The 24,431-nt window shown below is 57.2% G+C and carries 22 protein-coding genes, 1 tRNA gene and 1 pseudogene; 11 read left to right on the plus strand and 13 right to left on the minus strand.

Features of this window, described 5'->3' with window-relative positions; all coding sequences use genetic code 11:
* Positions 1-43: 43 nt before the first annotated feature.
* The 3 genes from iscR to trmJ all read right to left on the minus strand — a co-directional run bounded on the left by iscR (position 44) and on the right by trmJ (position 2,398).
* Positions 44-535: a Fe-S cluster assembly transcriptional regulator IscR gene (gene iscR / locus J1N02_RS08040; protein ID WP_003194020.1), complete on the minus strand. Its 492-nt coding sequence runs from the start codon at positions 533-535 to the stop codon at positions 44-46.
* 307 nt (positions 536-842) lie between these two features.
* Positions 843-1,625, minus strand: coding sequence for a serine O-acetyltransferase (cysE, locus tag J1N02_RS08045; RefSeq protein WP_092358316.1), 783 nt, complete (start codon positions 1,623-1,625; stop codon positions 843-845).
* A 2-nt stretch (positions 1,626-1,627) separates the two neighbouring features.
* Positions 1,628-2,398 (minus strand): tRNA (cytosine(32)/uridine(32)-2'-O)-methyltransferase TrmJ, encoded by a 771-nt coding sequence (gene trmJ, locus J1N02_RS08050; protein ID WP_003210307.1) that lies wholly within the window; start codon positions 2,396-2,398, stop codon positions 1,628-1,630.
* Positions 2,399-2,543: 145 nt separating this feature from the next.
* On the opposite strand from trmJ, the gene suhB reads away from it, so the two are divergent.
* Positions 2,544-3,359, plus strand: a complete 816-nt coding sequence (gene suhB / locus J1N02_RS08055) for an inositol-phosphate phosphatase (RefSeq protein ID WP_003175971.1) — start codon at positions 2,544-2,546, stop codon at positions 3,357-3,359.
* Positions 3,360-3,468: 109 nt separating this feature from the next.
* On the opposite strand, the gene J1N02_RS08060 is transcribed toward suhB, so the two are convergent.
* From J1N02_RS08060 to queA, 6 genes are all read right to left on the minus strand, one after another.
* Positions 3,469-4,011, minus strand: a complete 543-nt coding sequence (locus J1N02_RS08060; RefSeq protein ID WP_015885750.1) for a glycine zipper 2TM domain-containing protein — start codon at positions 4,009-4,011, stop codon at positions 3,469-3,471.
* A gap of 124 nt (positions 4,012-4,135) precedes the next feature.
* Entirely contained in the window at positions 4,136-5,050 is a 915-nt protein-coding gene (gene secF / locus J1N02_RS08065; protein ID WP_027605409.1) for a protein translocase subunit SecF, read from the minus strand.
* 9 nt (positions 5,051-5,059) lie between these two features.
* Entirely contained in the window at positions 5,060-6,928 is a 1,869-nt protein-coding gene (secD, locus tag J1N02_RS08070) for a protein translocase subunit SecD (protein ID WP_027605408.1), read from the minus strand.
* Positions 6,929-6,990: 62 nt separating this feature from the next.
* Positions 6,991-7,329 (minus strand): preprotein translocase subunit YajC, encoded by a 339-nt coding sequence (yajC, locus tag J1N02_RS08075; protein WP_003175975.1) that lies wholly within the window; start codon positions 7,327-7,329, stop codon positions 6,991-6,993.
* Between the two features lie 43 nt (positions 7,330-7,372).
* Entirely contained in the window at positions 7,373-8,488 is a 1,116-nt protein-coding gene (tgt, locus tag J1N02_RS08080) for a tRNA guanosine(34) transglycosylase Tgt (protein WP_003175976.1), read from the minus strand.
* Positions 8,489-8,493: 5 nt separating this feature from the next.
* The gene (gene queA / locus J1N02_RS08085) at positions 8,494-9,543 is read right to left on the minus strand and encodes a tRNA preQ1(34) S-adenosylmethionine ribosyltransferase-isomerase QueA (protein WP_065939254.1); all 1,050 of its coding nucleotides are present in this window, start codon (positions 9,541-9,543) and stop codon (positions 8,494-8,496) included.
* A 108-nt stretch (positions 9,544-9,651) separates the two neighbouring features.
* On the opposite strand from queA, the gene J1N02_RS08090 reads away from it, so the two are divergent.
* The 5 genes from J1N02_RS08090 to J1N02_RS08110 all read left to right on the plus strand — a co-directional run bounded on the left by J1N02_RS08090 (position 9,652) and on the right by J1N02_RS08110 (position 13,491).
* Positions 9,652-9,736: transfer RNA gene (locus J1N02_RS08090), tRNA-Leu, on the plus strand.
* A gap of 163 nt (positions 9,737-9,899) precedes the next feature.
* Complete coding sequence (locus tag J1N02_RS08095; protein WP_092233825.1) at positions 9,900-11,204, plus strand: tyrosine-type recombinase/integrase; 1,305 nt, start codon at positions 9,900-9,902, stop codon at positions 11,202-11,204.
* A 439-nt stretch (positions 11,205-11,643) separates the two neighbouring features.
* On the plus strand, positions 11,644-11,919 hold the full coding sequence (locus tag J1N02_RS08100; RefSeq protein ID WP_092233821.1) for a hypothetical protein: 276 nt from the start codon (positions 11,644-11,646) through the stop codon (positions 11,917-11,919).
* 289 nt (positions 11,920-12,208) lie between these two features.
* Positions 12,209-13,189, plus strand: a complete 981-nt coding sequence (locus J1N02_RS08105; protein WP_092233819.1) for an integrase domain-containing protein — start codon at positions 12,209-12,211, stop codon at positions 13,187-13,189.
* Positions 13,186-13,491, plus strand: coding sequence for a hypothetical protein (locus J1N02_RS08110; protein WP_092233817.1), 306 nt, complete (start codon positions 13,186-13,188; stop codon positions 13,489-13,491). Before J1N02_RS08105 ends, J1N02_RS08110 begins: the two co-directional genes overlap by 4 nt.
* Before the next feature lie 587 nt (positions 13,492-14,078).
* Here the strand turns inward: J1N02_RS08110 and J1N02_RS08115 are convergent.
* A complete protein-coding gene (locus J1N02_RS08115) occupies positions 14,079-14,990 on the minus strand; it encodes a LysR family transcriptional regulator (protein WP_092233813.1) in 912 nt (303 codons plus the stop codon).
* A 401-nt stretch (positions 14,991-15,391) separates the two neighbouring features.
* On the opposite strand from J1N02_RS08115, the gene J1N02_RS08120 reads away from it, so the two are divergent.
* The 3 genes from J1N02_RS08120 (at position 15,392) to J1N02_RS08130 (ending at position 19,131) form a co-directional block, all read left to right on the plus strand.
* Positions 15,392-16,447 carry a tartrate dehydrogenase gene (locus J1N02_RS08120; protein ID WP_092233811.1) on the plus strand — a complete coding sequence of 352 codons (1,056 nt, stop codon included), beginning with the start codon at positions 15,392-15,394 and terminating at the stop codon, positions 16,445-16,447.
* Between the two features lie 93 nt (positions 16,448-16,540).
* A complete protein-coding gene (locus J1N02_RS08125; protein WP_092233807.1) occupies positions 16,541-17,896 on the plus strand; it encodes a dicarboxylate/amino acid:cation symporter in 1,356 nt (451 codons plus the stop codon).
* A 137-nt stretch (positions 17,897-18,033) separates the two neighbouring features.
* Positions 18,034-19,131, plus strand: a complete 1,098-nt coding sequence (locus J1N02_RS08130) for a sugar diacid recognition domain-containing protein (RefSeq protein WP_092233804.1) — start codon at positions 18,034-18,036, stop codon at positions 19,129-19,131.
* 95 nt (positions 19,132-19,226) lie between these two features.
* Here the strand turns inward: J1N02_RS08130 and eno are convergent, their stop codons facing one another.
* Positions 19,227-20,516 (minus strand): phosphopyruvate hydratase, encoded by a 1,290-nt coding sequence (gene eno / locus J1N02_RS08135; protein ID WP_092233801.1) that lies wholly within the window; start codon positions 20,514-20,516, stop codon positions 19,227-19,229.
* Between the two features lie 342 nt (positions 20,517-20,858).
* On the opposite strand from eno, the gene J1N02_RS08140 reads away from it, so the two are divergent.
* Entirely contained in the window at positions 20,859-21,989 is a 1,131-nt protein-coding gene (locus J1N02_RS08140) for a glycerate kinase (protein WP_092233799.1), read from the plus strand.
* 624 nt (positions 21,990-22,613) lie between these two features.
* Here J1N02_RS08140 and J1N02_RS08145 read toward each other — a convergent pair.
* Together J1N02_RS08145 and J1N02_RS08150 are read right to left on the minus strand one after the other, a co-directional pair.
* Positions 22,614-22,919 carry a hypothetical protein gene (locus tag J1N02_RS08145; RefSeq protein ID WP_092233794.1) on the minus strand — a complete coding sequence of 102 codons (306 nt, stop codon included), beginning with the start codon at positions 22,917-22,919 and terminating at the stop codon, positions 22,614-22,616.
* Between the two features lie 4 nt (positions 22,920-22,923).
* Complete coding sequence (locus tag J1N02_RS08150; RefSeq protein ID WP_139273555.1) at positions 22,924-23,199, minus strand: hypothetical protein; 276 nt, start codon at positions 23,197-23,199, stop codon at positions 22,924-22,926.
* 379 nt (positions 23,200-23,578) lie between these two features.
* Here J1N02_RS08150 and J1N02_RS08155 point away from each other — a divergent pair.
* A pseudogene (locus tag J1N02_RS08155) lies at positions 23,579-23,789 on the plus strand (hypothetical protein).
* The last annotated feature ends 642 nt before the right edge of the window (positions 23,790-24,431 follow it).

The raw sequence follows: 24,431 nt of genomic DNA on the forward strand, positions 1-24,431 counted from the left end.
CTCCTAAATCAGGCTGGCTGGCGTGCCGTTAGCTCTTCGGCTGTCACTCGACGGCGGACGCTTCGATCTTGTCCAGACGCGGCGCCTTGGTGTTGCAACGGCGCTGGTCCTGACGCTGGGCTACTTCTTGCACCTCACGGCGAGTCACAAGATCAGCCAAGCTGATACCACTCAAAAACTCATGGATCTGCAGGCTCAAGTCACACCACAAGTGGTGCGTCAGGCAGGTGTCGCCGGCGTGGCAGTCACCCAGGCCCTGGCACTTGGTCGCGTCGACGGACTCGTTGACCGCGTCGATCACCTGGGCCACCTGGATGCCCTGCATGTCGCGGGACAGCTGATAGCCGCCGCCCGGCCCACGCACACTGGAGACCAGATTGCTGCGGCGCAGCTTGGCGAACAGCTGCTCAAGGTAGGACAGGGAAATGCCTTGGCGCTCGGAGATATCGGCCAGGGACACCGGCCCAGTTTGCGCGTGCAAGGCCAAGTCAAGCATGGCGGTCACCGCGTATCGGCCTTTTGTAGTCAGTCTCATGGACAAGTACCAAGGTGTTTCAGAATGGGAGCAAGTATGCGATTCCCGAGTATTTAAGTCAACTATAAGACCTAGTACTTTAGTCAGGATTACCCGTAAAAAGGGCGCGCGAATCATAGCAGGATGGGGCAGGGACGAACAGCGGCAGCGGGGCGATGGTTCGATATCGAGACGAATGGAGATCAAATGTGGGAGGGGGCTTGCCCCCGATAGCGGTGGATCAGTCAATATATTGGGTGACTGACAGATGGCCATCGGGGCAAGCCCCCCCCCCCTCCCACACGGGCCTAGCAGCAAATGTGAAATCTCAGCCAGCCTTGGTGGCGGGCTCACTCTTGATCTCGGCGAAGTCCTCTTCGCGCAGCTCAGGCAGGTCTTTCGCACAGTAGCTGCTGCCCAACTCCTTCAGCGCGCCGCACATACCGTCCAGCTTGCCGTCCACCGCTTGCAGGTGGTCAAGCAACTGACCGATGGCGCGCGCCACCGGGTCGGGCATGTCTTCGCTGACACCGTAGGCATCGAAACCGATTTTCTCGGCCATGGCCTTGCGCTTGGCTTCCTGCTCATCGCCCACGTCCGGCTTGACGATGATCCGCCCCGGAATCCCCACTACAGTGGCGCCGGCCGGCACGGCCTTGGTCACCACGGCGTTGGAGCCGACCTTGGCGCCAGCGCCTACGGTGAACGGACCAAGCACCTTGGCGCCCGCACCCACCACCACACCATCCTCCAGCGTCGGGTGGCGCTTACCCTTGTTCCAACTGGTGCCGCCCAATGTCACGCCCTGGTAGAGGGTCACGTCATCACCGATCTCGGCCGTCTCACCAATGACGATGCCCATACCGTGATCGATAAAGAAGCGACGTCCCACCTTGGCACCTGGGTGAATCTCGATCCCGGTCAACCAGCGGCCGAAGTTCGACACCAGCCGCGCCAGCCATTTCCAGCCCATATTCCACAAGGCGCCGGACAGGCGATGGATCCAGATCGCGTGCATGCCCGGGTAGCAGGTCAGCACTTCAAAGGCGTTGCGCGCCGCCGGATCACGATGGAAAACACTCTGGATATCTTCTCGCAAACGCTCGAACATTTTTAATCCTTCCGCTTAAGAAGCTCGCCACGGGCCGCTTTCTGGGTTTCCGTGAGAATGCCACGCAATATATTCATTTCCGCCCGGCTGACCGAGCTGCGCCCGTACAGGCGGCGCAGGCGCGCCATCAAGTGCCGAGGCTTTTCCGGATCGAGGAATTCGATGGCCACCAGGGTTTGCTCCAGGTGCTCATAGAACCGCTCCAGCTCGTCCATGGTGGCCAGTTCGCCACTCTTGGTCGACGCCACTTCATCCTTCTCTACCTTGCTCGGCTGGCCTTCAGCGGCCAGCCAGGCCATGCGCACTTCGTAACTCAACACCTGCACCGCTGCTCCGAGGTTCAGCGAACTGAACTCAGGGTCTGATGGAATGTGCACGTGATAATGACATCGTTGCAGCTCTTCATTGGTGAGGCCGGAGTCTTCACGGCCGAATACCAGGGCGATTTCAGCACCGCCGGCCGCCTCTTCCACCACCTTGGTACCGCACTCACGCGGATCCAGCAGCGGCCAGGGGATGCGCCGGTCACGGGCACTGGTGCCAAGCACCAGGTTGCAGCCGACCAAGGCGTCTTCCAGAGTGGCGACCACCTGGGCTTTTTCCAGGATGTCATTGGCGCCGGATGCGCGGGCATCGGCCTCGTGGTGCGGGAACACGCGCGGCTCGACCAGCACCAGGCGCGTCAGCCCCATGTTTTTCATGGCTCGCGCCACCCCGCCGATATTGCCGGGATGACTGGTATTGACCAAGACGACACGAATGTTTTGCAGCAAGGTAGGCGCTCTCGGACACGGGAAAGGGGAGCAAATCTTACAGAACAGCCTAAGGTTATGCCATGAAAGCTAACGTCGTCCTTCACCTGAAGAAAGTTTCTGCTAGAATGCTCGGCTTTCTTTAACAACCTTAGGTGACACATCCATGCAGCCCATGCTGAATATCGCGCTGCGCGCCGCCCGCAGCGCCAGTGAATTGATCTTCCGCTCCATCGAGCGCCTGGATACCATCAAGGTCGACGAAAAAGACGCCAAGGATTATGTGTCCGAGGTGGATCGCGCCGCCGAACAGAAGATCATCGACGCGCTGCGCAAGGCCTACCCTACCCACGGTATCCTCGGCGAGGAAACCGGCCTGCACAAAGGCAGCGGCGAAGGCGAAGACTACCTGTGGATCATCGACCCACTGGATGGCACCACCAACTTCCTGCGCGGCATCCCGCACTTTGCCGTCAGCATTGCCTGCAAATACCGTGGCCGCCTGGAACACGCTGTAGTACTCGATCCTGTTCGCCAGGAAGAATTCACCGCCAGCCGTGGCCGTGGCGCCCAACTGAACGGTCGTCGCCTGCGCGTCAGCGGTCGCACCAGCCTGGATGGCGCCCTGCTGGGTACCGGCTTCCCGTTCCGTGACGACCAGATGGACAACCTGGAAAACTACCTGGGCATGTTCCGCGCCCTGGTTGGCCAGACTGCCGGCATCCGTCGCGCTGGCGCGGCCAGCCTGGACCTGGCCTATGTGGCTGCCGGTCGTTTTGATGCGTTCTGGGAGTCGGGCCTGTCCGAGTGGGACATGGCTGCAGGCGCCCTGCTGATCCAAGAGGCCGGCGGCCTGGTGAGCGACTTCACTGGCGGCCATGACTTCCTGGAAAAAGGCCACGTCGTTGCCGGCAACACCAAATGCTTCAAGGCCGTACTGACGGCGATCCAGCCGCACCTGCCGGCTTCGCTGAAGCGCTAAGCGAGCGAGCAAAAAAAAAGCACCCTGCGGGGTGCTTTTTTTATGCCAGGGATTTGCTTGATGTGAGCTTAAATACCAACAACACCACAAATCAAATACAAGAGAAGACTTACTGCTGGTTCTGGCCCAGGACGAGACGCCCTTCCTTGTCGACTGGAATCTGGCCGCCCGGATCACGATCCATGCGCACCGAACCTTCCTTGCCATCCAAGGTGTAACGCACGTCATAGCCGACGACCTTGTCACTGATGTCGTTGACGGTGTTACAGCGAGTCTGGGTGGTGGTATAGGTATCGCGGTTCTGCATGCCTTCCTGAACCTTGTTACCGGCGTAACCACCACCGACCGCACCGGCCACAGTGGCCAGCTTTTTGCCGTTACCGCCACCGACCTGGTTACCCAACAGGCCACCGGCCAGTGCACCTACCACGGTACCGACGATCTGATGTTGATCCTGCACCGGCTTCTGCCGGGTCACTGCGACGTCCTTGCAGACTTCACGAGGTGTTTTAATCTGGGTTTTCACCGGCTGCACCGCCAGCACTTGCGCATACTCAGGGCCGCTTTTTACCAGGCTGTAGGTGGCAACAGCACCCCCGGCAGTTACACCGACAGCACCCAATACCGCACCAACCAGTAACGACTTGTTCACGTTGAACCTCCTGACCATCACAAACGGACCGAAAGATCCGCGCTATACCCAGCCTTGGAGCAAAAAAAAAGGCACGAGTTCAATACTCGTGCCCTTTTTGTAACAGCAGATCAACAAGCGCCCATCAAGGACGATCGTCGACCTCTTTGCCAGTGGCGGCAGGAGGGATCAGGTCTTCGCTGTTGAGGTTCAGCCAGATCAGCACCACGTTGGCGATGTAGATCGACGAGTAGGTGCCCGCCAGGACGCCGATGAACAGAGCCAGGGAGAAGCCCCACAGGTTGTCGCCGCCGAAGATCATCAGTGCCGCGATCGCCAGCAAGGTGGAGATCGACGTCGCCATGGTCCGCAGCAGGGTCTGGGTGGTGGAGATGTTGATGTTCTCGATCAGCGATGCCTTGCGCAGTACGCGGAAGTTCTCACGAACCCGGTCGAATACCACAATGGTGTCATTGAGGGAGTAACCAATGATCGCCAGTACGGCCGCCAGCACGGTCAGGTCGAAGGTGATCTGGAAGTACGCCAGGATACCCACGGTCACGATCACGTCGTGGATCAGCGACACAATGGCGCCGACACCGAACTTCCACTGAAAGCGGAAAGCCAGGTAGATCATGATGCCGACCAGCGCCATCAGCATGCCGAGGCCGCCCTGGTCGCGCAGTTCTTCACCCACTTGCGGGCCCACGAACTCGACGCGCTTGACCGACGCCGGGTTGTCGCCACCCACCTTCTGCAAGGCCTCGGCTACCTGGTGACCCAGTTGCGGGTCTTCGCCAGGCATGCGCACCAGCAGGTCGGTGGTCGCACCGAAGCTCTGCACGATGGCTTCGTGATAGCCGGCCTTGACCAGCTCACTGCGCACCAGGGTGACGTCGGCAGGCTTCTCGTAGGTCAGCTCGATGAGCGTACCGCCGGTGAAGTCCAGACCGTAGTTCAGGCCCTTATGGAACCAGCTGAACAACGCCAGAACGGTAAGGAGCACGGTGACGCCGAACGCAATGTTGCGAACGCCCATGAAGTTGATTGTACGTAACATGGCAGCCCCTTAAATCCACAACTTCTTGAAGTCACGCCCGCCAAAGATCAGGTTGACCATTGCGCGGGTCACCATGATGGCCGTGAACATCGAGGTAAAGATACCGAGGGACATGGTTACCGCAAAACCCTTGACCGGGCCGGTGCCCATGGCAAAGAGGATCCCGCCGACCAGCAATGTGGTCAGGTTGGAGTCGAGAATCGCGGTAAATGCCCGGCCGAAGCCTTCGTTGATTGCACGCTGTACGGTCATGCCGGCGGCGATCTCTTCACGAATCCGCGAGAAGATCAGCACGTTGGCGTCTACCGCCATACCCATGGTGAGTACGATACCGGCGATACCTGGCAGGGTCAGCGTGGCGCCCAGCAGCGACATCAGGGCCAGCAGCATCACCATGTTGCCCGCCAGGGCCACGGTGGCAATGATACCGAAGAAGCGGTAGATGGCGATGATGAACAGCGACACGAACAGCATGCCCCACAAGGCCGCGTCGATACCCTTGGTGATGTTGTCGGCACCCAGGCTCGGGCCGATGGTACGTTCTTCAGCGAAATACATCGGCGCAGCCAGGCCGCCGGCACGCAGCAACAGGGCCAGCTCCGAGGATTCGCCCTGGCCGTTCAGGCCGGTGATGCGGAATTGAGCACCCAGCGGCGACTGGATGGTCGCCAGGCTGATGATCTTCTTCTCTTCCTTGAAGGTCTGCACCGGTACGTCTTTCTCGACGCCGTTGACCATTTGCTTGGTGTAGGTGGTCACCGGGCGCTGCTCGATGAAGATCACCGCCATGCTGCGACCCACGTTGCTGCGCGTGGCGCGGCTCATCAGTTCGCCGCCGTGGCCATCCAGGCGGATGTTCACTTCAGGGGTACCGTGCTCGCCGAAACCGGCCTTGGCGTCGGTCACCTGGTCACCGGTGATGATCAAGCCACGCTCGATCAGCGCCGGAGGACGATTGCCTTCACGGAACTCGAACTCTTCGGAAGTTGCGCGGGAAGCACCCGGCTCAGCCGCAAGACGGAACTCCAGGTTGGCGGTTTTACCCAGGATACGCTTGGCTTCAGCGGTGTCCTGCACGCCCGGCAGCTCAACCACGATGCGGTTGGCGCCCTGACGCTGAACAATCGGCTCGGCCACACCCAGCTCGTTGACGCGGTTACGTACCGTGGTCAAGTTCTGCTTGATGGAGTATTCGCGGATTTCCGCGATCTTGGCCGGGCTCATCGCCAGACGCAGCACCGCCTGACCATTCAGGTCGGCCGGTACGATGTCGAAATCGTTGAAGTTCTTGCGGATCAGCGCACGGGCCTGTTCACGGGAAGCTTCGTCAGAGAAGCCCAGCTGGATGGCACCGTTGAGCTGCGGCAGGCTGCGATAACGCAGCTTCTCTTTGCGCAGCAGGCTCTTCACGTCGCCTTCATAGACCTTCAGGCGTGCGTCGAGGGCTTTGTCCATGTCGACTTCCAGCAGGAAGTGCACACCACCGGACAAGTCCAGACCCAGCTTCATCGGGTGCGCGCCAATGCTGCGCAACCACTGCGGGGTGGTCTGTGCCAGGTTCAGCGCAACGACGTAGTCGTCACCCATGGCCTTGCGTACGACATCTTTTGCCGGCAATTGGTCTTCTTGCTTGGTCAGGCGCAACAACCCGCCCTTCGCACCAGCTGCCAATGTTGCCGCTTTAACCTGGATACCCGCGTCGGCCAGTGCCTTGCTCGCGCGTTCCAGGTCAGCCTGGTTGACCTGCAGCGAAGTGCTGGCGCCAGTGATCTGGATCGCCGGGTCATCAGGGTAAAGATTGGGAGCGGAATAAATAAAACCGATCGCCAGCACCGCCAGGATCAGTACGTATTTCCACAGAGGGTATTTGTTCAGCATCACGCCGCCCGCTTATAACGCGGGGCGCCTTGCGCGCCCCGTCGATTGGTAAAGGTTGGAACTTAGATCGCTTTGAGCGTGCCTTTTGGCAGCGTGGCGGCGATGGCGCCCTTCTGGAACTTCATTTCCACGGTGTCGGAGACTTCCAGAACCACGAAAGCATCGGAAACCTTGGTGATCTTGCCCGCGATACCGCCGGTGGTCACGACTTCGTCGCCTTTCTGCAGGCTGCCCAGCAGGTTCTTCTGCTCTTTGGCACGCTTGGCCTGTGGACGCCAGATCATCAGGTAGAAGATGACCAGGAAGCCGACCAGGAAAATCCACTCGAAACCACCGCCCATAGGGCCGGCAGCAGCAGGCGCAGCGGCGTCAGCCATGGCGTTAGAGATAAAAAAGCTCATTTAGCACTCCAGTTGCAAATAGTGAATCTTAGGGTCGGAAAACTCAGTCCAAGGGCGGCACAGGGAGCCCGCGCTTGGCATAGAAGGCATCGACGAAGGCGGCCAATGTACCCTGTTGAATAGCCTCGCGCAAACCAGCCATCAGGACTTGGTAGTGACGCAAATTGTGGATGGTATTCAACATGCTACCCAGCATTTCCCCGCATTTGTCCAGATGGTGCAGATAAGCACGGGAGAAGTTCTGGCAGGTGTAGCAATCACAGGTGGGATCCAGCGGCGAATCATCATGGCGATGGAACGCGTTACGGATCTTGAGCACGCCTGTATCGATGAACAGATGCCCATTGCGGGCATTACGGGTTGGCATCACGCAATCGAACATGTCCACACCGCGGCGCACACCCTCTACGAGATCTTCGGGTTTGCCAACGCCCATAAGGTAACGAGGTTTGTCAGCGGGCATCAGGCCTGGCAGGTAGTCCAGTACCTTGATCATCTCGTGCTTGGGTTCGCCCACCGACAGACCGCCGATGGCCAGGCCGTCAAAACCGATCTTGTCGAGGCCTTCCAGCGAGCGCTTGCGCAAGCTTTCATGCATGCCGCCCTGGACGATACCGAACAGCGCCGCGGTGTTGTCGCCATGGGCATTCTTCGAACGCTGGGCCCAACGCAGGGACAGCTCCATGGAAATCCGCGCGACGTCTTCATCGGCCGGGTACGGCGTGCACTCGTCGAAAATCATCACGATGTCCGAGCCCAGGTCGCGTTGCACCTGCATGGACTCTTCCGGCCCCATGAATACCTTGGAACCGTCCACCGGAGAGGCGAAGGTCACGCCCTCCTCCTTGATCTTGCGCATGGCACCCAGGCTGAACACCTGGAAGCCACCCGAGTCCGTGAGGATCGGGCCCTGCCACTTCATGAAGTCATGCAGGTCGCCATGCTTCTTGATCACTTCAGTGCCTGGACGCAGCCACAGGTGGAAGGTGTTGCCGAGGATGATCTCGGCGCCGGTGGCGACGATGTCACGCGGCAGCATGCCTTTGACGGTGCCGTAGGTGCCCACGGGCATGAATGCCGGGGTCTCTACCGTACCGCGCGGAAACGTCAGACGGCCGCGACGGGCCTTGCCGTCGGTGGCGAGCAATTCAAACGACATACGACTCATAGTTGTTCCTCTGGGCCGCGCGGCGCCGGATTACGGGTGATAAACATCGCATCACCGTAGCTGAAAAAACGGTATCCATTGTCGATGGCTGCTTTATACGCCGCCATTGTTTCGGGATAACCCGCGAAGGCCGACACCAGCATCAACAGCGTGGATTCCGGCAAATGGAAGTTGGTCACCAGGCAGTCGACCACATGGAACGGCCGGCCTGGGTAAATAAAGATATCGGTGTCGCCACTGAACGGTTTGAGCACGCCATCACGCGCCGCGCTCTCAAGGGAGCGCACGCTGGTGGTGCCCACCGCAACCACCCGCCCGCCGCGCGCCTTGCAGGCGCTAACTGCGTCCACGACGTCCTGGCTGACTTCCAGCCATTCGCTGTGCATATGGTGGTCTTCGATGTTATCCACACGCACCGGCTGAAACGTGCCGGCCCCCACGTGCAGGGTCACATAGGCGGTCTCGACGCCCTTGGCGGCAATCGCATCCAGCAGCAGCTGGTCAAAATGCAGCCCGGCAGTCGGCGCGGCAACCGCACCGAGGCGCTGGGAATAGACCGTTTGATAGCGCTCACGGTCCGAGTCTTCGTCCGGGCGGTCGATATAAGGAGGCAACGGCATATGGCCGACACGCTCCAGCAACGGCAAAACCTCTTCTGCGAACCGGAGTTCGAACAGCGCATCATGACGCGCCACCATCTCGGCTTCACCGCCACCCTCGATGAGGATGCTCGAACCCGGTTTCGGCGACTTGCTGGAGCGTACATGGGCCAGCACACGATGGCTGTCCAACACCCGTTCCACCAGAATTTCCAGCTTGCCGCCGGATGCTTTCTGGCCAAACAGCCGTGCCGGGATGACCCGGGTATTGTTGAACACCATCAGATCGCCCGGACGCAAATGCTCAAGCAAATCAGTGAATTGACGGTGTGCGAGGGTGCCGCTGGCCCCGTCCAGGGTCAGCAGTCGACTGGCGCGACGCTCGGCCAAAGGGTGGCGAGCAATCAGCGAATCCGGGAGTTCAAAAGTAAAGTCAGCAACGCGCATGATGGGGTTCGTCTAGCAGGGCCGGGAAGTCTAGCGGAAATAGTGAAAATAGACCATGAAACGTGATTGACCAACGGTAATCTCATCTCTATACTTCGCCGCCATTGAGCCCTGATGGCGGAATTGGTAGACGCGGCGGATTCAAAATCCGTTTTCGAAAGGAGTGGGAGTTCGAGTCTCCCTCGGGGCACCATTTGCAGTACATAGACGACTACCAGCGTCTACGAAACACACCTAGAGCCCGCTAACTGCGGGCTTTTTGGTCTCTGGGGTTCCACCCCCATCTCTTGCAAGCCAGCCACTTTTTGGTACATTTTCTGTACATATTCCAGTTCGAGAACCGGAGGTGTACAGCGATGCCATTGACCGCCTTACAAATCAAAGCGTCCAAGCCTGCCGACAGACCGTTTACCTTGAGTGATAGTTCGGGTCTTGCCCTGCTGGTGAAACCCAACGGCAGCAAGTACTGGCACTTCCGGTATACCTATCAGGGTCGGGCGGCGCGCATGTCACTGGGTGTGTATCCGCATATCTCCTTGCAGGAAGCTCGTGAACGAGCTGCAGAATGCCGCAACCTACTCAAGCAAGGCACCAACCCCGGCACAAAACGCCGCGATGACAAGCTGCGACAGCAGGAGGCCGGGCTCAACACCTTCAGGCGAGCCGCGGAGTACTGGTACCAATTCAAAGCGGACTCCGGCCGCAGCAGCGCGACGCTGAAGAAGATCCGCGACTATCTCGATAAGGATCTACTGCCCGCTCTCGGCGAAAAGCAACTGGAGCTCATTACTCGAAGCGACTGTGCAAAACTGCAGGCCTGCATCGAAAAACGAGGCGCCTTCAATGTTGCGGACAAGACCCGGACCTGGCTGAAACAGATTTTCAGTCAAGCCATTGCACGCGGCCTGTGCGAACATAATCCAGCCTCCGAACTCCATGCCATTGCGATAGCTCCACCGCCCACTCAACACTACCCACATCTGCACGAACACGAACTACCTGAGTTTCTCCGGGCTTTAAGCAAGACCACCAGCCGGCTACCAGCGAGGATTGCGTCATGGATGACAATTCTGACGGCTAGCCGCCCCGGCATGGTTCGCTATGCAAAATGGGAAGAGATCGATTTCGAGGAAGGGATATGGACCATCCCGGCCGCCCGCATGAAGATGCGCAGAGATTACGTCAGCCCTCTACCTCATCAATTGATCGCCATGCTTACCAAACTGAATCAAAGCACTGGACGCAGCCGGTATCTATTCCCTGGCAATGGTGAAAAGCAGCCAGTCATCAGTGAAAACACGATCAACCTGGTGTTCGCCAAGATCGGCTATAAAGGACGACTCGTCAGCCATGGCACTCGTCATACCGCAAGCACGCTGCTGCGCGAACATGGCTGGCTAAAGGATCATGTAGAAAGCCAATTGGCTCACGTCGAGGGCGGCATCTCTGGTGAGTACAATCAAGCCCTATACCTATCGCAACGTCGGATGATGATGCAGTGGTATGCGGACTATCTCGATGCCCTCAAAGAAGGCATTACAGCCAACCTTCGCGATCAATTTGATACTCGCGTTAATCAGTTCCTCGCACGCCCTTCTGCATCGCCTCTAACAGCGTCCCACGCACGCAAAGATGATAAGTTTCCTATCGATACAGACTAAGCGGCGATACAGCGATCACGGGATGCCTCACGAATTCGACTCGGTCTGCGACAACATCACAGCCCTATAAAATAGCCGTGGCGCATTCAAACGTGGGTAAGCCTGTGAGATCACCGCTGTCCACCCTTCCTCGCGGGTCCATCCAAGCGGGGCTGCAAAGCCGCCCTGCTTGGATGGACCTCACTTAAAAAATCTAAAGCCCACGTAACTGTCTGTGGAAAACCACTGATTTCCACCGGTGGATACTTTCATCCACAGCCGCAGAATCCCCGAAAAATCGAGCCTTGACCCAAATTATCCACAGGCGTAAAAAAGATCGTGCAAGCGCTGTCCTTGACAGCAACCCAGGTAGTCAGAACCTTTGAGGCTACGCCACATCGTGGTGGTTCACCCCCAAGTGCGATTAGCGTCCGGCGGCTCGCACAGTCACAGCGATGTGATGGATGCCTACTTCTACCAGAGTGCCCACTGCGGCAACTCATACCTCTACATTCCTGCCCTGCAGCAACCTATCCGCTTGGCCATTTCACTGCGCCAACCTGCGTTCGTCTCTTACTTCCAGGAAGAGACGAACGCGCCTACCGCTGCTGCAGCCCAAATCGTACAAGGCTTTGCGGCATTCCCCCTCGTGACAATCGGCGTGACAAACACCGAAGCCACCAGCAACAGCGATGCAGATGATGGTGCCGCAGCCCACGGAATGGACTGCACCTGACTGACAGTCAGGCACGCCCCGGTCATCACATCCCTGCCTTCACCTGACTCAGGATCTCGCGGCATTGGCCTCGTCAGCCAGCACAGCCTCCACCCGCCCACTTCCTCGGAAGTGCTCAGGAGGCCAGATCATGAGATGCCCAAGCTCTTGGCCGTAAGGAGCCGCCTGTCCCGCGTCAGTGGACACCCCTCACAGGCCGCAGGGGCCTTGATCCCTGATAACACTCAACATTCTTGGCGGGATGACGTGGGGATGGTTTTAAAAGTTGGGCTTCGAGAGGAGTTTGATCATGGCACTGGTAGGTAAACGTGACGGGCGAAATTTTGGGTATGGACGACAACTGAGTTATGCCGGGCCGCAGGCATTGCGCGATATGTTTGGCGGCGGACATTACGGAACGGTCAAGGCACACAGTGATCGGTGGCAGGCGTTTGTGCGGTGGTGTCGGTCGGAGGATGGACCGGGGTTTAACGATGCGCGAAAAATTGATCGGCAGACCTTGCTGGACTATGCCGGGCATCTGCGCCAGCAAGTTGAACAAGGGGCTATCTGCATCGCCACCGCGCAAAACCGGTTATCCAGCGTGAACCGGACCATGGCCGCGCTTCGCGGTGATCAGTATGTGAAAGTGCCGAGTCCGAGCAAGGCACTAGGCATGCGGCGCATCAGTGTTCGTCGCTCGGTGCCGCAAGGCCAAGACCGCGAACACGTGAAGCGGATCGTCGACATGCTCTGCGAACACCAAATGCCGCGCGCCGCGGCCATCGCGCAGCTGGCCCGAGCCACCGGCATGCGCTTGCGCGAGACCATTTTGGCCGACCTACCTCGCTTGCAACGCGAGGCCGAAAAACTTGGCAAGATCAACATCCAGGAGGGCACCAAAGGTGGCCGATCCGGTGCGTCGGCCCCTCGCTGGATTACCGTGAACGATCACATCCGCGAAGCATTGGAGTTCGCCCTTCAAGTCTCACCCGACGGTAGCCGCAACCTGCTTGCACCGAACGAACGCTACCTCGATTTCCAACGGGAAATCGTGCGTCCCGCACGAGTCATCCTCCATACGCACAACCTCAAAGGCTTCCACGAATTGCGGGCGGCCTATGCGTGCGAACGCTACGAGCATATCACCCAGCATCTCGCCCCCATCAACGGAGGCCGTTGCTATCAGCTCGACCAACGCCTCGATCGTGAGGCTCGAGACCAAATCAGCTATGAACTCGGGCACGGCCGTATCGACGTGGTATCGGCTTACATTGGTGGTCGAACATGAGCAAGCCATTCGATATGGAGCTGTTCCTTAGGGGTGTCCTGAGCGGGTCGCATGCCACACGCCAGCGTCACCTTCGCCAAGCGAAGGCTATCCAAACAGCTATCGCTGAGCGCTGGCAACGCGACAACCCATGGGCTTGGCAGCAAAAGCATCTCGCTTGGTTTTTAAATCACCACGTGAACCAGCACGCTGAGTCGACGCGCTATTACTTTTTGCTGACCATGCAGTTACTCACTCATCGCCTAGGGAAATCCTGGCAGTTCAACCCCAAGCGAAGGTCAGAAAACGGCCGATTCTGTTGAAAAAGTCGGCCATGGTTTCTACGGCAGAAAAATACGCGTTTGAGATTGAAATCTATGTTTTGAACAGAGGATTCCGGGCTCAGATTTCGCGTAGCGGCGCGCAAAAAAAGGCGTTTTCAGCGGTCAGTATGCAGGCAGTCCGGAAGGACCGACTTTTTCAACAGAATCGGCCAAAAGCTGACAGTCGTGGCCGCACTATGATGAGCTAGCCCCAGTCGAGGCTGTGGGCATTCGATGCTTGACTTCTACACGACATCCCCTGTCGGGGACGACAAAGACAACAAGAGTTAAACTGCTACCGGGGAGATACGGTACGACGCGAAATTCCTGCTGCGGCACCGTCCCGTTGGTAGCGATGTTGAACTGGCTTTACGCCGTGAAGAGGAACCCGATCACTTCGGCTCCTTAATTGACCCCTGTGGGCAGTTCCTCTACCGAAAGCTGAGGGCAAGCCGCTGAGCGACAGTGAATCATGGCCCTTCCAAGATCACGTATTCCGGCAAGTTCTACATGCCTCTGGCATCAGTCTGGCCCCGTGGCGCTTTGCCTGCGCTGTTTGCGGTCCATCGGGTTGTAAGTCAATGGGCTCATTCAGCTTCGCTCAAATGATCGATATGAGCAAAGCGCTCGACCAGAAAGTCGATCAGGGTGCGAACCCGTGCAGATAGCTGCAGTTGCTGGGGGTAAACTGCATAGACATCCGCGCGGGTAGGCCTCTGATCTTCAAGGATCAACTGCAAGCGGCCGCTTCGCACATACCGGGCAATGTCCCACTCTGCTCGCATCAGAATGCCGTAACCCTCCAACGCCCAGTTCAAGGCCACCTCGCCGTCGTTGCAACCCAGGGCGCCATGCACTTTGATGTTTTGAGTACGGCTACCTGCTGCGAAACTCCATACGCCATAAGGCGTCTCGTTTTGCCTGATGAAAATGCAGTTGTGCTGCTGCAAATCTGCCAGTCGCTCAGGTGCGCCGTGCTTCTGCAGGTAAAGGGGAGAGGCACAGAGCAAACGACGGTTGGATGCGATTTTGCGAGCATGGAATGCTGCATCCGGCAGTGTGCCGAAACGGATGCTCAGGTCAAACCCGTGGGTCGTCAGATCCAGTGGATGGTCGCTGATCTCCAGTTGTATTTCAACCTCAGGATAGCGGCTGTAAAAGGCCGCCAACGCCGGCCCGATATAGCGGCGACCAAAGCCGAGCGATGCGTTGACCCGAATCAGCCCTTTGGGAGTTGCCCGACTGCTGCTGACCATCTGCTCGACCTCATCGATCTGCGTCAGGATTCGCGCCGCGTGGGAGAAGTAAAGCTCACCCTCTGTGGTCAGGCTCATAGAGCGGGTGGTGCGATTGATTAAACGAATGCCCAGCCTGGCCTCCAGCGCCGATAGACGTTTGCTCACTGCCGGAGGGGTGACCCCCAGCTCGCGAGCCGTGGCGGCAAGGCTGCCTTGGTTGGCCAGCAGGTAAAAAAACGACAGGTCTAAGGTCTGGCTCATTCATGACTCAAAGTGATGTATGGGGCGTTTAAGTTTGATTGAAGCATCATCAATACATATATCCTGCCCATGGCTTGTCTGAATAGCATTTTCAACCTGCAAAAGCAGGAGCCTTAGATGAAGGTGCTCTGGTTTCCGTCAGTGCTGCGCCTGCTTCGGGGGCGAGCCACCATGAAACCGTAACCACCTTTTCAAAATCCGCACCGGCCCGACTGTTTACCTGGAGGCTTGGTCTCGAGTGGTTTACGCCTCAAAAAGGACGAAGGATTCATAACTTAAAGTAAATTATGTAGTGATTTCAAGTAACTCACACCTTCCGATTCAATACTTATACTCGGAACACACCCTGATCGAACAACTCCGTTTGACGGGCAAAACAAAACTTACAAAGGTGTTCCCAAATGAGTGCTTACAAAATTGCTTCGATTCCTGGTGACGGTATCGGCATTGAAGTTATTGCTGCCGGGGTTGAAGTCCTCAAGGCGCTGTCCAAGAAAGTCGGCTTTGAAATTACCTTCAAGGACTTCGACTGGAATTCGGATAACTACCTGAAAAATGGCTACTACATTCCGGAAGGCGGCCTGGAAGAACTCAAGACTTTCGATGCCATTTTCTTCGGTGCCGTGGGTGCGCTGAACGTTCCTGACCACATTTCTTTGTGGGGACTGCGTCTGCCTATTTGCCAAGGCTTTGACCAGTACGCAAACGTACGTCCTGCCCGTGTGCTTCCTGGCGTTAAAAGCCCGTTGCACAATGGTGATCAGATCGACTGGGTCGTGGTTCGTGAAAATTCAGAAGGTGAGTACTCGGGCAACGGCGGACGTGTACACCGTGGCTTGCCAGAAGAAGTGGCCACTGAAGTCTCCGTGTTCACCCGTGCCGGTGTTGAGCGTATCCACCGTTTTGCCTTTCAGTTGGCGCAAAGCCGTCCGCGCAAGCACTTGACTATGGTTACTAAGTCCAACGCCCAGCGCCATGGCATGGTGTTGTGGGATGAGATCTTCTACGAGGTGGCCAAGGACTTCCCGGATGTGAAAATCGACAAAGAACTCGTCGATGCCGTTACCACGCGCATGGTGCTTAAGCCATCCACTCTGGATGTGATCGTGGCGACCAACCTGCACGCCGATATCCTTTCCGACCTCGCCGCCGCCTTGTCAGGTAGCCTGGGGATTGCACCGACTGCCAACCTGAATCCTTCGCGCCAGTTCCCATCGATGTTCGAGCCGATCCACGGTTCCGCCTTCGACATCACCGGTAAAGGCGTCGCCAACCCGATCGCAACTTTCTGGACTGCGGCCATGATGCTCGAGCATCTGGGCGAGGCGTCGGCGGCCAAGGAACTGATGTCCGCCATCGAAGCTGTAACCGAAAGCGGTTTGCACACGCCTGACCTAGGCGGTACGGCAACCACTCGGCAGATCACCGACGCTGTAATCAAGCTGATTGGCCGCTAATTCAAAGTAATAACTGCGGCATACCGCCAAGGGATGGGTCATTGATCCTGCCCTTGGCATTTCCTGACAACAATAAAAAATCAGGGCCCTGTCATGAAAAGAATTCTGGGAAAGCTCTACGTTCAAGTTTTGCTAGCCGTGATCCTCGGTGCCGTCGTGGGTGTAGCGGTTCCTGAAACCGGTGAAGCACTGAAGCCCTTGGGCGACGCCTTCATCAAGTTGATCAAGATGCTCCTTGCACCGGTGATTTTCCTCACGGTGGTAACGGGCATTGCCAAGATGGAAAACATGAAGGAGTTAGGGCGTGTTGGTTTGCGCGCGCTGATCTACTTCGAGGTGGTATCGACCCTGGCGCTGGTGGTTGGTCTAGTGGTGGTGGACGTGTTCAAGCCCGGCGCAGGCATGAACATCGACATCGCGACGCTGGACGCGTCAAGCCTGGATACCTACACCACCGCAGCGAAGCACACGACGTTCATGGATTTCGTGATGAACATCATCCCGAACACCATTGTCGATGCCTTTGCCAAAGGCAATGTGCTGCAGATCCTATTGTTCTCGGTGCTGCTGGGCGTCGCCCTGGCACAGGTCGGCCCCCGCGCAAAATTCTTCGTCGACACGCTTGATAGCTTGATGCAGGGCATGTTCCGAATGGTCAACATGATCATGCGCTTGGCCCCCATTGGCGCATTCGGCGCGATTGCCTTCACCATCGGCAAATACGGCTTCGGCTCGCTGTTCTCGCTGGGCAAGCTGATGGCCTGTGTCTATCTCACCTGCATCGTGTTTGTGATCTTCGTGCTCGGTCCCATCTGCCGCATGAGTGGTTTCAGCCTGTGGAAATTCCTGCGCTTCATTAAGGAAGAGTTATTCACTGTGCTGGGCACCAGCTCGTCGGAGTCGGTACTGCCGCAGATGATTTCCAAGATGGAGAAGGCAGGCGTTTCCAAGCCCGTTGCCGGCATGGTGATTCCGGCGAGCCTGACGTTCAACCCTGACGGGCAGGCGATCTACTACACCATTGCCGCCATTTTCATTGCCCAGGCCACCAACACACCATTGACCTTGATGGACCAATTGATCGTGCTGGCCGTGCTGATGTTCACCTCCAAGGGATCGGCCGGGGTGACCGGTTCGGGTTTTATCATTTTGGCGGCCACTTTGGCTTCGCTGGGAACCATCCCGGTGGCTGGCATGGTGCTGTTGTTGGGTGTCGACCGTTTTATGTCTGAAGCGCGTGCCATCACTAACACCATTGGCAACGGCGTCGGCACCATGGCGATTGCCAAGTGGGTTGGAGCACTGGATACGGCGAAGATGAATCGTGCACTCAACGGTCAGCCGGAGCCTGATGAAGTGGCGCCCCCTGTCGCCAGCCAATCCGCGTCCCATGACGCTCATAGCAACGGCTCTCAACAGGTGGGCCTGGCGCCTGCTTTGAAGGTCTAAGCTTCTGCAATCAGAAGTTTGGACTGGCTCAACGTCGGCTCCTTCCCGGAGTCGACGTTTTCTTTTTAGGCGACCTTCAATTTGAAATCAGATAGCTGCGCCGGTCGCGTGACGAGTCATTTTCGAAGGTAAAAACAATGTTTGAGTTGGATCATGTGCTTGCGCAGGACATTGTCGATCGAGCAATGCTCATCCTTCCTTTCAATGTCAATGTGATGGACTGCCAGGGCTTGATTATGGGCAGTGGCGAGCCCGAGCGGATCAACACCCGTCATGAGGGTGCCCAGCTAGTCCTGGCGAACCAGCGCGTGGTGGAAATCGAAGTGCAGTCGTCTCCCTGCCTGAAAGGGGTCCAGCCAGGTATCAACGTGCCGCTGATGCACGATGAACGTTTGATTGGCGTGCTGGGCCTTACGGGCGATCCGCATAAGCTGCGTACTTACGCAGAACTGCTGCGCATGACCGCTGAAATGCTAGTTTCGCAACGGCACCGCGAAGTGCAGTCACAATGGCGCAAACAGCGCAGCGATGACTTGCTGGCCTTGCTTTTGGCGGATTCGGGAGACTGTCCTCGCTTGTTGGACGAAGCGCAGCAGCTAGGGCTCAAACACCAGCTCACGCGCACGCCACTCTTGATTGAGCTGACCTCCATGCAAGTCGCGACGATGGTCAGTGAATGGCTGCTGGCGAGGGTTCCAGACAGTTGGTGTCTAAGTCCGTCGCCTAAGACTGTCCTGTGGTGCTGCCCCGCTCAGAGCGGGGTCGATCCTCACAAGTACCTTCAAAAAATGCACACCCGAGGCTGGACGCCTGTTCGTGTGGCCTTCGGCGTGCCTGCCCAAGGAATTGAGCGGCTACGCAAAGTCTGCACGCATGTGACGGCGCTAGCGGCCTATGGTCGTGCCGTGTTGAAGACAGAGCGGCTCTTGCTGCTGACGCGCTTGCGTCTGCCAGCGATGTTATGGGCTCATCGTGAAGAATATGTGATCGAGGAACTACTCGCCGTCGTCAACAAGGTGCGTGCGAAAGACAGCAATGGTCAGTTGATGCAGACGTTGCGAAGCTGGTGCGAGCACAGTGGGCAAATTCAAACTTGTGCAGATGCACTGGGCCTTCATCGAAACACGCTGCGTTATCGGATGGACAGGATTTCAGAGATCACAGAGATGGATCTAAGCCAGCTGGATAATGTGATTACCTTGTATCTGGGTGTGCAACTGATGGCTGACGGTTGAGCCTCGATGTTCAGGCATAAAACAGGCGCGGACTTGCATCAGCGCCTGAGGTTGGAAAGCTGGACAGTTCGCCGGTATCAGCACTCGGCATAGGCTTAGCGAGTACCTGCGCCGTAAACCGCGAAGGCGCCCAATGCTTCTTCTATACGCAGCAAACGATTGTATTTGCTCACTCGGTCCGACCGGCACAGCGACCCGGTCTTGATCTGTCCGGCCCGTGTGGCGACAGCGAGGTCGGCAATAAAGGTATCTTCCGTTTCCCCGGAGCGGTGTGAGATGACCGCTTTGTAGCCCGCCGCTTGAGCCATGCGGATGGCGGCCAGGGTTTCGGTCAAGGTACCGATCTGGTTGTATTTGATCAGGATCGAGTTGGCGATCCCTCGATCTATACCGTCCTTGAGGATGCGCGTGTTGGTGACGAACAGATCGTCGCCGACCAATTGCACACGTTCGCCCAGATGAGCGGTCAGTTTTTTCCAGCCGTCCCAGTCGCTTTCGTCCATGCCGTCTTCGATAGAAGTGATGGGGTAGCGCTCACAGAGTGAGCTCAAGTAACGGGAAAAGTCTTCGGAGTCGAATCGACGATCTTCACTCTGCAGATGGTAAAACCCGTCCTCGAAGAATTCGGAGGCTGCGCAGTCGAGCGCCAGGGTAACGTCCTGTCCCAGCACATAGCCTGCCCGTTCCACGGCTTCCTGGATGACCACCAAAGCGGCTTCGTTGGAGGGCAGCGAAGGGGCAAACCCGCCTTCGTCGCCGACCGAGGTACTCAAGCCTTGAGCGCGCAATACAGCTTTCAAGGAATGAAAGATCTCGGCTCCCACGCGCAGTGCCTCGCGAAACGATGTGGCTGACACTGGCTGAATCATGAACTCCTGAATGTCCACATTATTGTCGGCATGTTCACCGCCGTTAATGATGTTCATCATCGGTATGGGCAAGGCGTATCGTCCAGGTTGACCGTAGAGGGAGGCCAAGTGCTCGTACAGCTCCAGGCCTTGGTGCTGTGCGCCAGCTCGTGCGGTGGCCAGCGATACGGCTAGCGTCGCATTGGCGCCCAAGGCGCTTTTGGACTCAGTGCCGTCCAGTTTGATCATGGCCTCATCGACGGCCTTCTGGTCTAAGGCACTAAGCCCTTTGACCCGTGCGCCGATCACGCTGTTGACGTTGTCCACGGCGCGCAGAACGCCCTTGCCCAAGTAGCGTGATTCACCATCGCGCAGTTCCAGCGCTTCTCTCGAACCCGTCGATGCGCCAGAGGGCACACTGGCAGATCCGGTCACACCGTTGGCCAGTGTCACGCTGGCTTCTATCGTCGGGTTGCCGCGTGAATCGAGTATCTCGCGGGCGTGAACGTACGCAATGGCAGAGGTTTCAGGCGTCATGGAGGGTCTCCGATCGAGTGGTGTTTGCAGGGGACGGGTGGCTGGCGTTTTCGAATAGTTCTTGCTGTTCTGCTCGTACGGCACGGACGTCGAAATCCCGTGGCCAATCAGTCATGGGCTCTAAGGGAGGCGGCGTTTGTACGGCCGCGTGCGGGTTCAAAATCATTGGACGTCACTCTTTTGTTAATGAGGGCAACATTTCTTGACCAAGCCTACGCCGCGATTCGGTCGAATCCTTTAGGCGCGCGAACAAAAGCGCTTGCCTGTACTTGTGCCGGGAGCTGGAGCCTAAGCGGTTCGCTAATGTCAGCATGAGGCATCACCTATCGCCGGAGAGCGCTCATGAAAATCGTCATAGCACCTGATTCATTCAAGGACAGCCTGAGCGCCGATGGCGTTGCACAAGCCATTGCGCAGGGGCTGGCAGAGGTGCTGCCCAACGCTGAATTGGTGCAATGCCCGATGGCCGATGGCGGCGAGGGAACCGTGGAGGCGATTCTGGCGGCCCTGCATGGTGAGTGTCGTCACGCCAGAGTTTGTGGGCCTTTGGGTGTTGAGGTTAGCGCCCGTTGGGGATGGCTTGCGAAGACGCGAACCGCGGTCATTGAAATGGCTGAGGCGAGCGGCCTGCAACTGGTGGCCCTGGAGCAACGTGATGCCTGTCTCAGCTCTAGCTACGGCACTGGACAACTGATCCTTGATGCTCTGGATGCCGGGGCCGAGACAATCATCCTCACCATTGGTGGTAGCGCAACCAACGACGGTGGTGCGGGTATGCTCAATGCCTTGGGCGTGTGCTTCCGAGATGCTGGTGCAAGAGAGTTGACGCCAGGAGGTCTGGCTCTTTCTGGCTTGTGCAGTATCGATTTGAGTGGGATGGATCCGCGTCTACATAGCACCCGTTTCGAAGTGGCGGCTGATGTCGATAACCCCTTGTGCGGTGCCCACGGCGCTTCATTTACCTTTGGCCGGCAAAAGGGTGCAAGCAGCGAGCAGATCGAGCAGTTGGATCAAGCATTGACTCATTTCGCCGACTGTTGCGCAGTTGTGCTTGCGCAGGATGTTCGCGACGTTCCGGGCGCCGGTGCAGCCGGAGGCATGGGGTTCGCCGCGAAAGCGTTTTTGGGCGCCGGTTTTCGACCGGGCATAGAAGTGGTGGCCGAATTGGTCGGGCTTGCCGATAAGATCAAGGGTGCAGCCTTGGTGATCACCGGCGAAGGCCGTTGTGATGGTCAAACATTGCGCGGTAAAACCCCCATGGGAGTGGCGCGTATTGCGCGTGAGCAAGGCGTACCTGTAGTGATTCTTGCCGGCACGCTCGGTGAGCGCTACGAGGCGCTGTATGAACACGGCGTCAACGCTGCTTTCGCATTGGTGTCGGGCCCCATGAGCCTCGCCGATGCGTGCCAGCAAGCACCTCGACTATTGCGCGAACGGGCGCGGGATATTGCTCGTCTCTGGCGGCTTAAATAGCTATTTGCGGCCTGCAGGCAACTGAGAGGTATGAACCGTCCCACGCCTGAGCTCAGTCACCACCACCTGCGGAGCACCTACTCGCCACATTGAGCGGTTTCTCAGTCCTGCGGTGATCTTTGCTGCTCTTTATTGGATTAGTTTCAGGTTATTTGCTAGTGCAGGTGCGTCTATCCTGTGCCTGCGGCCTTAGATGCAAATTAAGTCAGCCGTTGCAGTTTCTGCATCTGCGGCGGCCGGTGTGAACTCATCGGCCGCGCCTCATGCTGTGAAATTTGTAGTGATCCAATTTCAGGATGCGCTTGAGGTGAGCTCACACCATTTCTACCTTTTTACGGTCGTGCGAAAGCGCTGATACTCTCGCTTGGCGGTGATATGACGAACCACATCTCGAGTGGTTCATCGTTCGGCCCCACTCCTACCGTTCGAGTATCGGCCCAAAAGCGATTCCTGGTTATGTGCCGCTTTGGCCGACCTTTGCGGAGCCTGAGAGGCTGCAATGGTTTTCTACCCCTCGCGGCAGGCAGAAAACGGCCCAGAGGCAGACATTCTGACGGAACCAATTCTCCGAGATCCTTGTGAAACTACTCCGGATTCTCACAAAGGCACTTACTCATTTAACAGTCAGTCCCAAAACTCACTGGACGGAAACTCATCGAACCAAACCTCGTCGTCAAAATCTTCGTCGGCCTTAGTCTCGGCCATGCTTAGATGGATAGAACTCGGTACGAGGCGCCACCGCAGCTCGCGGAATTTCACTTCGAAATCGAACCGCGCGGCCAAGAACTGAAAGGTTTTCGCAAGGGGATATTCTGTAATGCCCGTGAGTTCAGCTGTCGCCAAGACAACTAGCACCCCAGTATCGTCTTGGTAGTTACTCGATACCTTGGGGTCAGCCACATTGATGGTCAGGTTAGGTGAGGGTTTCACGAGGCTATTCTGCTTTGGCCAGGAGGGCCACTTGTTCCTTCAGCTGCTGAAGCACATCCGGGATAAAGGCCACTTCATCGAATTGATCTACTCCAAAGACGTAATGGAGAAGCCGAACGTCCTGGGGTTGTTTATGCGCGGTGGTGCGAAGTTCATGGAAGGAGGCAAAACCAGCAGAGACAGATAGCCGCTCACGCGCATCGGCCAGTTGCCAACCTCGCTGGCTCGCGATCGATTTCGTGAGCGATTTAAAAACGTTAAATGCGGAAAAAGCGGACATGACATTCCTCTTATATGGACGTATGACCGATTGCCTGCTCACCGGACTGTCCAAAAAGGATTCGTCATGGGATGGGGGTTTACAACGATGGGCTCTTGCTTCGCGTAACAGGCGCCAGGCGACCATCTCCGCCCTGCGCGAGAAGATAGTGCAAGTGCTTTTGTCTTGGCAAGGGAGTCTTGCGATGCTTGGGAAAGCGTCAGATCTGGCCAGAGGGTACTGGTGGTTGACCACCGCTTTTGGCCAACTGTAGGGCTTCGTGACTGGCAGCAATCACTGTGGATGCACCTTCCTCCCGGCGCCCCTGCCGACCATGCGCAACCCCCTACCTAGGTCAGTACCCCCCTGCTACGCTTAAAATTTCACGGAGGATTGCACAATGCCAAACTCAGACTTACTCCCTTCCCTCCTATTCAAGATCAACGAAAACCAGCTCGCCCTGGAGGCCGCCATCATGGAGCTTTCAAACTGGGTAGAGATGCGCGGATCGGCGGACGTCGCAGAACAATGTTCGGGGTGCCCTGGACACGATCGATCGGAACGAGGAGTTCATCAAGATAACGCTTGCTGTGCTCATGACGCCCGAGTGATCGCGAAAGTTCGTCATGTGTCGGTTTCGGCCCTTTTTGGCAGACTAGGAGTCTATCCGTGACCCGTTTCTTGTAGATCTTATCTACAGCTCGTCGGAAATTTGATGGCGAAATCCGATCAAGCTTCCATCCATACCAGCCCTTATTGGTGACAGGCAAGGTGTACACTTCACGGTACAACATGGAAGTGTACACACGCATAAAACTATGTTAATTAGATAGTTATGCTATTATTCGAGTCTCCCTCGGGCACCATCTTAAAGAAAGACCTTGAATTTCAAGGTCTTTTTTTTCGTCTGCAGAAAAGCGCCCTGAGGCCGCGACAACCCCAGAGAGCGAGATAGTGCGACTCCCCCTCAACCCCCATCATAAAGTCCAGCAGGCCCACTCACAGGCCTTGCGAGGACACTAAAGCGACCCTTGGTTACCCCTGGACCTACCCAAAGTACTGCTAGCACTTCGAGCGGAGATCCTGTTTCCTTTAATGGGCATGGACTTTAGCACTGAAGACCCTGCCGAGGCGCCTCTTCGCACTTTCCGACCGCCCAAAACAAAACCCCATCTGCTTTCGCAAATGGGGTTTCGGAATTTAATCTTGACGATGACCTACTCTCACATGGGGAAACCCCACACTACCATCGG

Source organism: Pseudomonas sp. NFX5 (assembly GCF_049132125.1).
GTDB classification, from domain to species: Bacteria; Pseudomonadota; Gammaproteobacteria; order Pseudomonadales; family Pseudomonadaceae; genus Aquipseudomonas; species Aquipseudomonas marginalis.

Bases quoted from the DNA above. Each gene is read 5' to 3' on its own strand.
- iscR (WP_003194020.1), bottom strand. From the start codon at position 535: ATGAGACTGACTACAAAAGGCCGATACGCGGTGACCGCCATGCTTGAC.
- cysE (WP_092358316.1), bottom strand. From the start codon at position 1,625: ATGTTCGAGCGTTTGCGAGAAGATATCCAGAGTGTTTTCCATCGTGAT.
- suhB (WP_003175971.1), top strand. From the start codon at position 2,544: ATGCAGCCCATGCTGAATATCGCGCTGCGCGCCGCCCGCAGCGCCAGT.
- secF (WP_027605409.1), bottom strand. From the start codon at position 5,050: ATGTTACGTACAATCAACTTCATGGGCGTTCGCAACATTGCGTTCGGC.
- secD (WP_027605408.1), bottom strand. From the start codon at position 6,928: ATGCTGAACAAATACCCTCTGTGGAAATACGTACTGATCCTGGCGGTG.
- yajC (WP_003175975.1), bottom strand. From the start codon at position 7,329: ATGAGCTTTTTTATCTCTAACGCCATGGCTGACGCCGCTGCGCCTGCT.
- tgt (WP_003175976.1), bottom strand. From the start codon at position 8,488: ATGTCGTTTGAATTGCTCGCCACCGACGGCAAGGCCCGTCGCGGCCGT.
- queA (WP_065939254.1), bottom strand. From the start codon at position 9,543: ATGCGCGTTGCTGACTTTACTTTTGAACTCCCGGATTCGCTGATTGCT.
- J1N02_RS08095 (WP_092233825.1), top strand. From the start codon at position 9,900: ATGCCATTGACCGCCTTACAAATCAAAGCGTCCAAGCCTGCCGACAGA.
- J1N02_RS08100 (WP_092233821.1), top strand. From the start codon at position 11,644: ATGGATGCCTACTTCTACCAGAGTGCCCACTGCGGCAACTCATACCTC.
- J1N02_RS08105 (WP_092233819.1), top strand. From the start codon at position 12,209: ATGGCACTGGTAGGTAAACGTGACGGGCGAAATTTTGGGTATGGACGA.
- J1N02_RS08110 (WP_092233817.1), top strand. From the start codon at position 13,186: ATGAGCAAGCCATTCGATATGGAGCTGTTCCTTAGGGGTGTCCTGAGC.
- J1N02_RS08115 (WP_092233813.1), bottom strand. From the start codon at position 14,990: ATGAGCCAGACCTTAGACCTGTCGTTTTTTTACCTGCTGGCCAACCAA.
- J1N02_RS08120 (WP_092233811.1), top strand. From the start codon at position 15,392: ATGAGTGCTTACAAAATTGCTTCGATTCCTGGTGACGGTATCGGCATT.
- J1N02_RS08125 (WP_092233807.1), top strand. From the start codon at position 16,541: ATGAAAAGAATTCTGGGAAAGCTCTACGTTCAAGTTTTGCTAGCCGTG.
- J1N02_RS08130 (WP_092233804.1), top strand. From the start codon at position 18,034: ATGTTTGAGTTGGATCATGTGCTTGCGCAGGACATTGTCGATCGAGCA.
- eno (WP_092233801.1), bottom strand. From the start codon at position 20,516: ATGACGCCTGAAACCTCTGCCATTGCGTACGTTCACGCCCGCGAGATA.
- J1N02_RS08140 (WP_092233799.1), top strand. From the start codon at position 20,859: ATGAAAATCGTCATAGCACCTGATTCATTCAAGGACAGCCTGAGCGCC.
- J1N02_RS08150 (WP_139273555.1), bottom strand. From the start codon at position 23,199: ATGTCCGCTTTTTCCGCATTTAACGTTTTTAAATCGCTCACGAAATCG.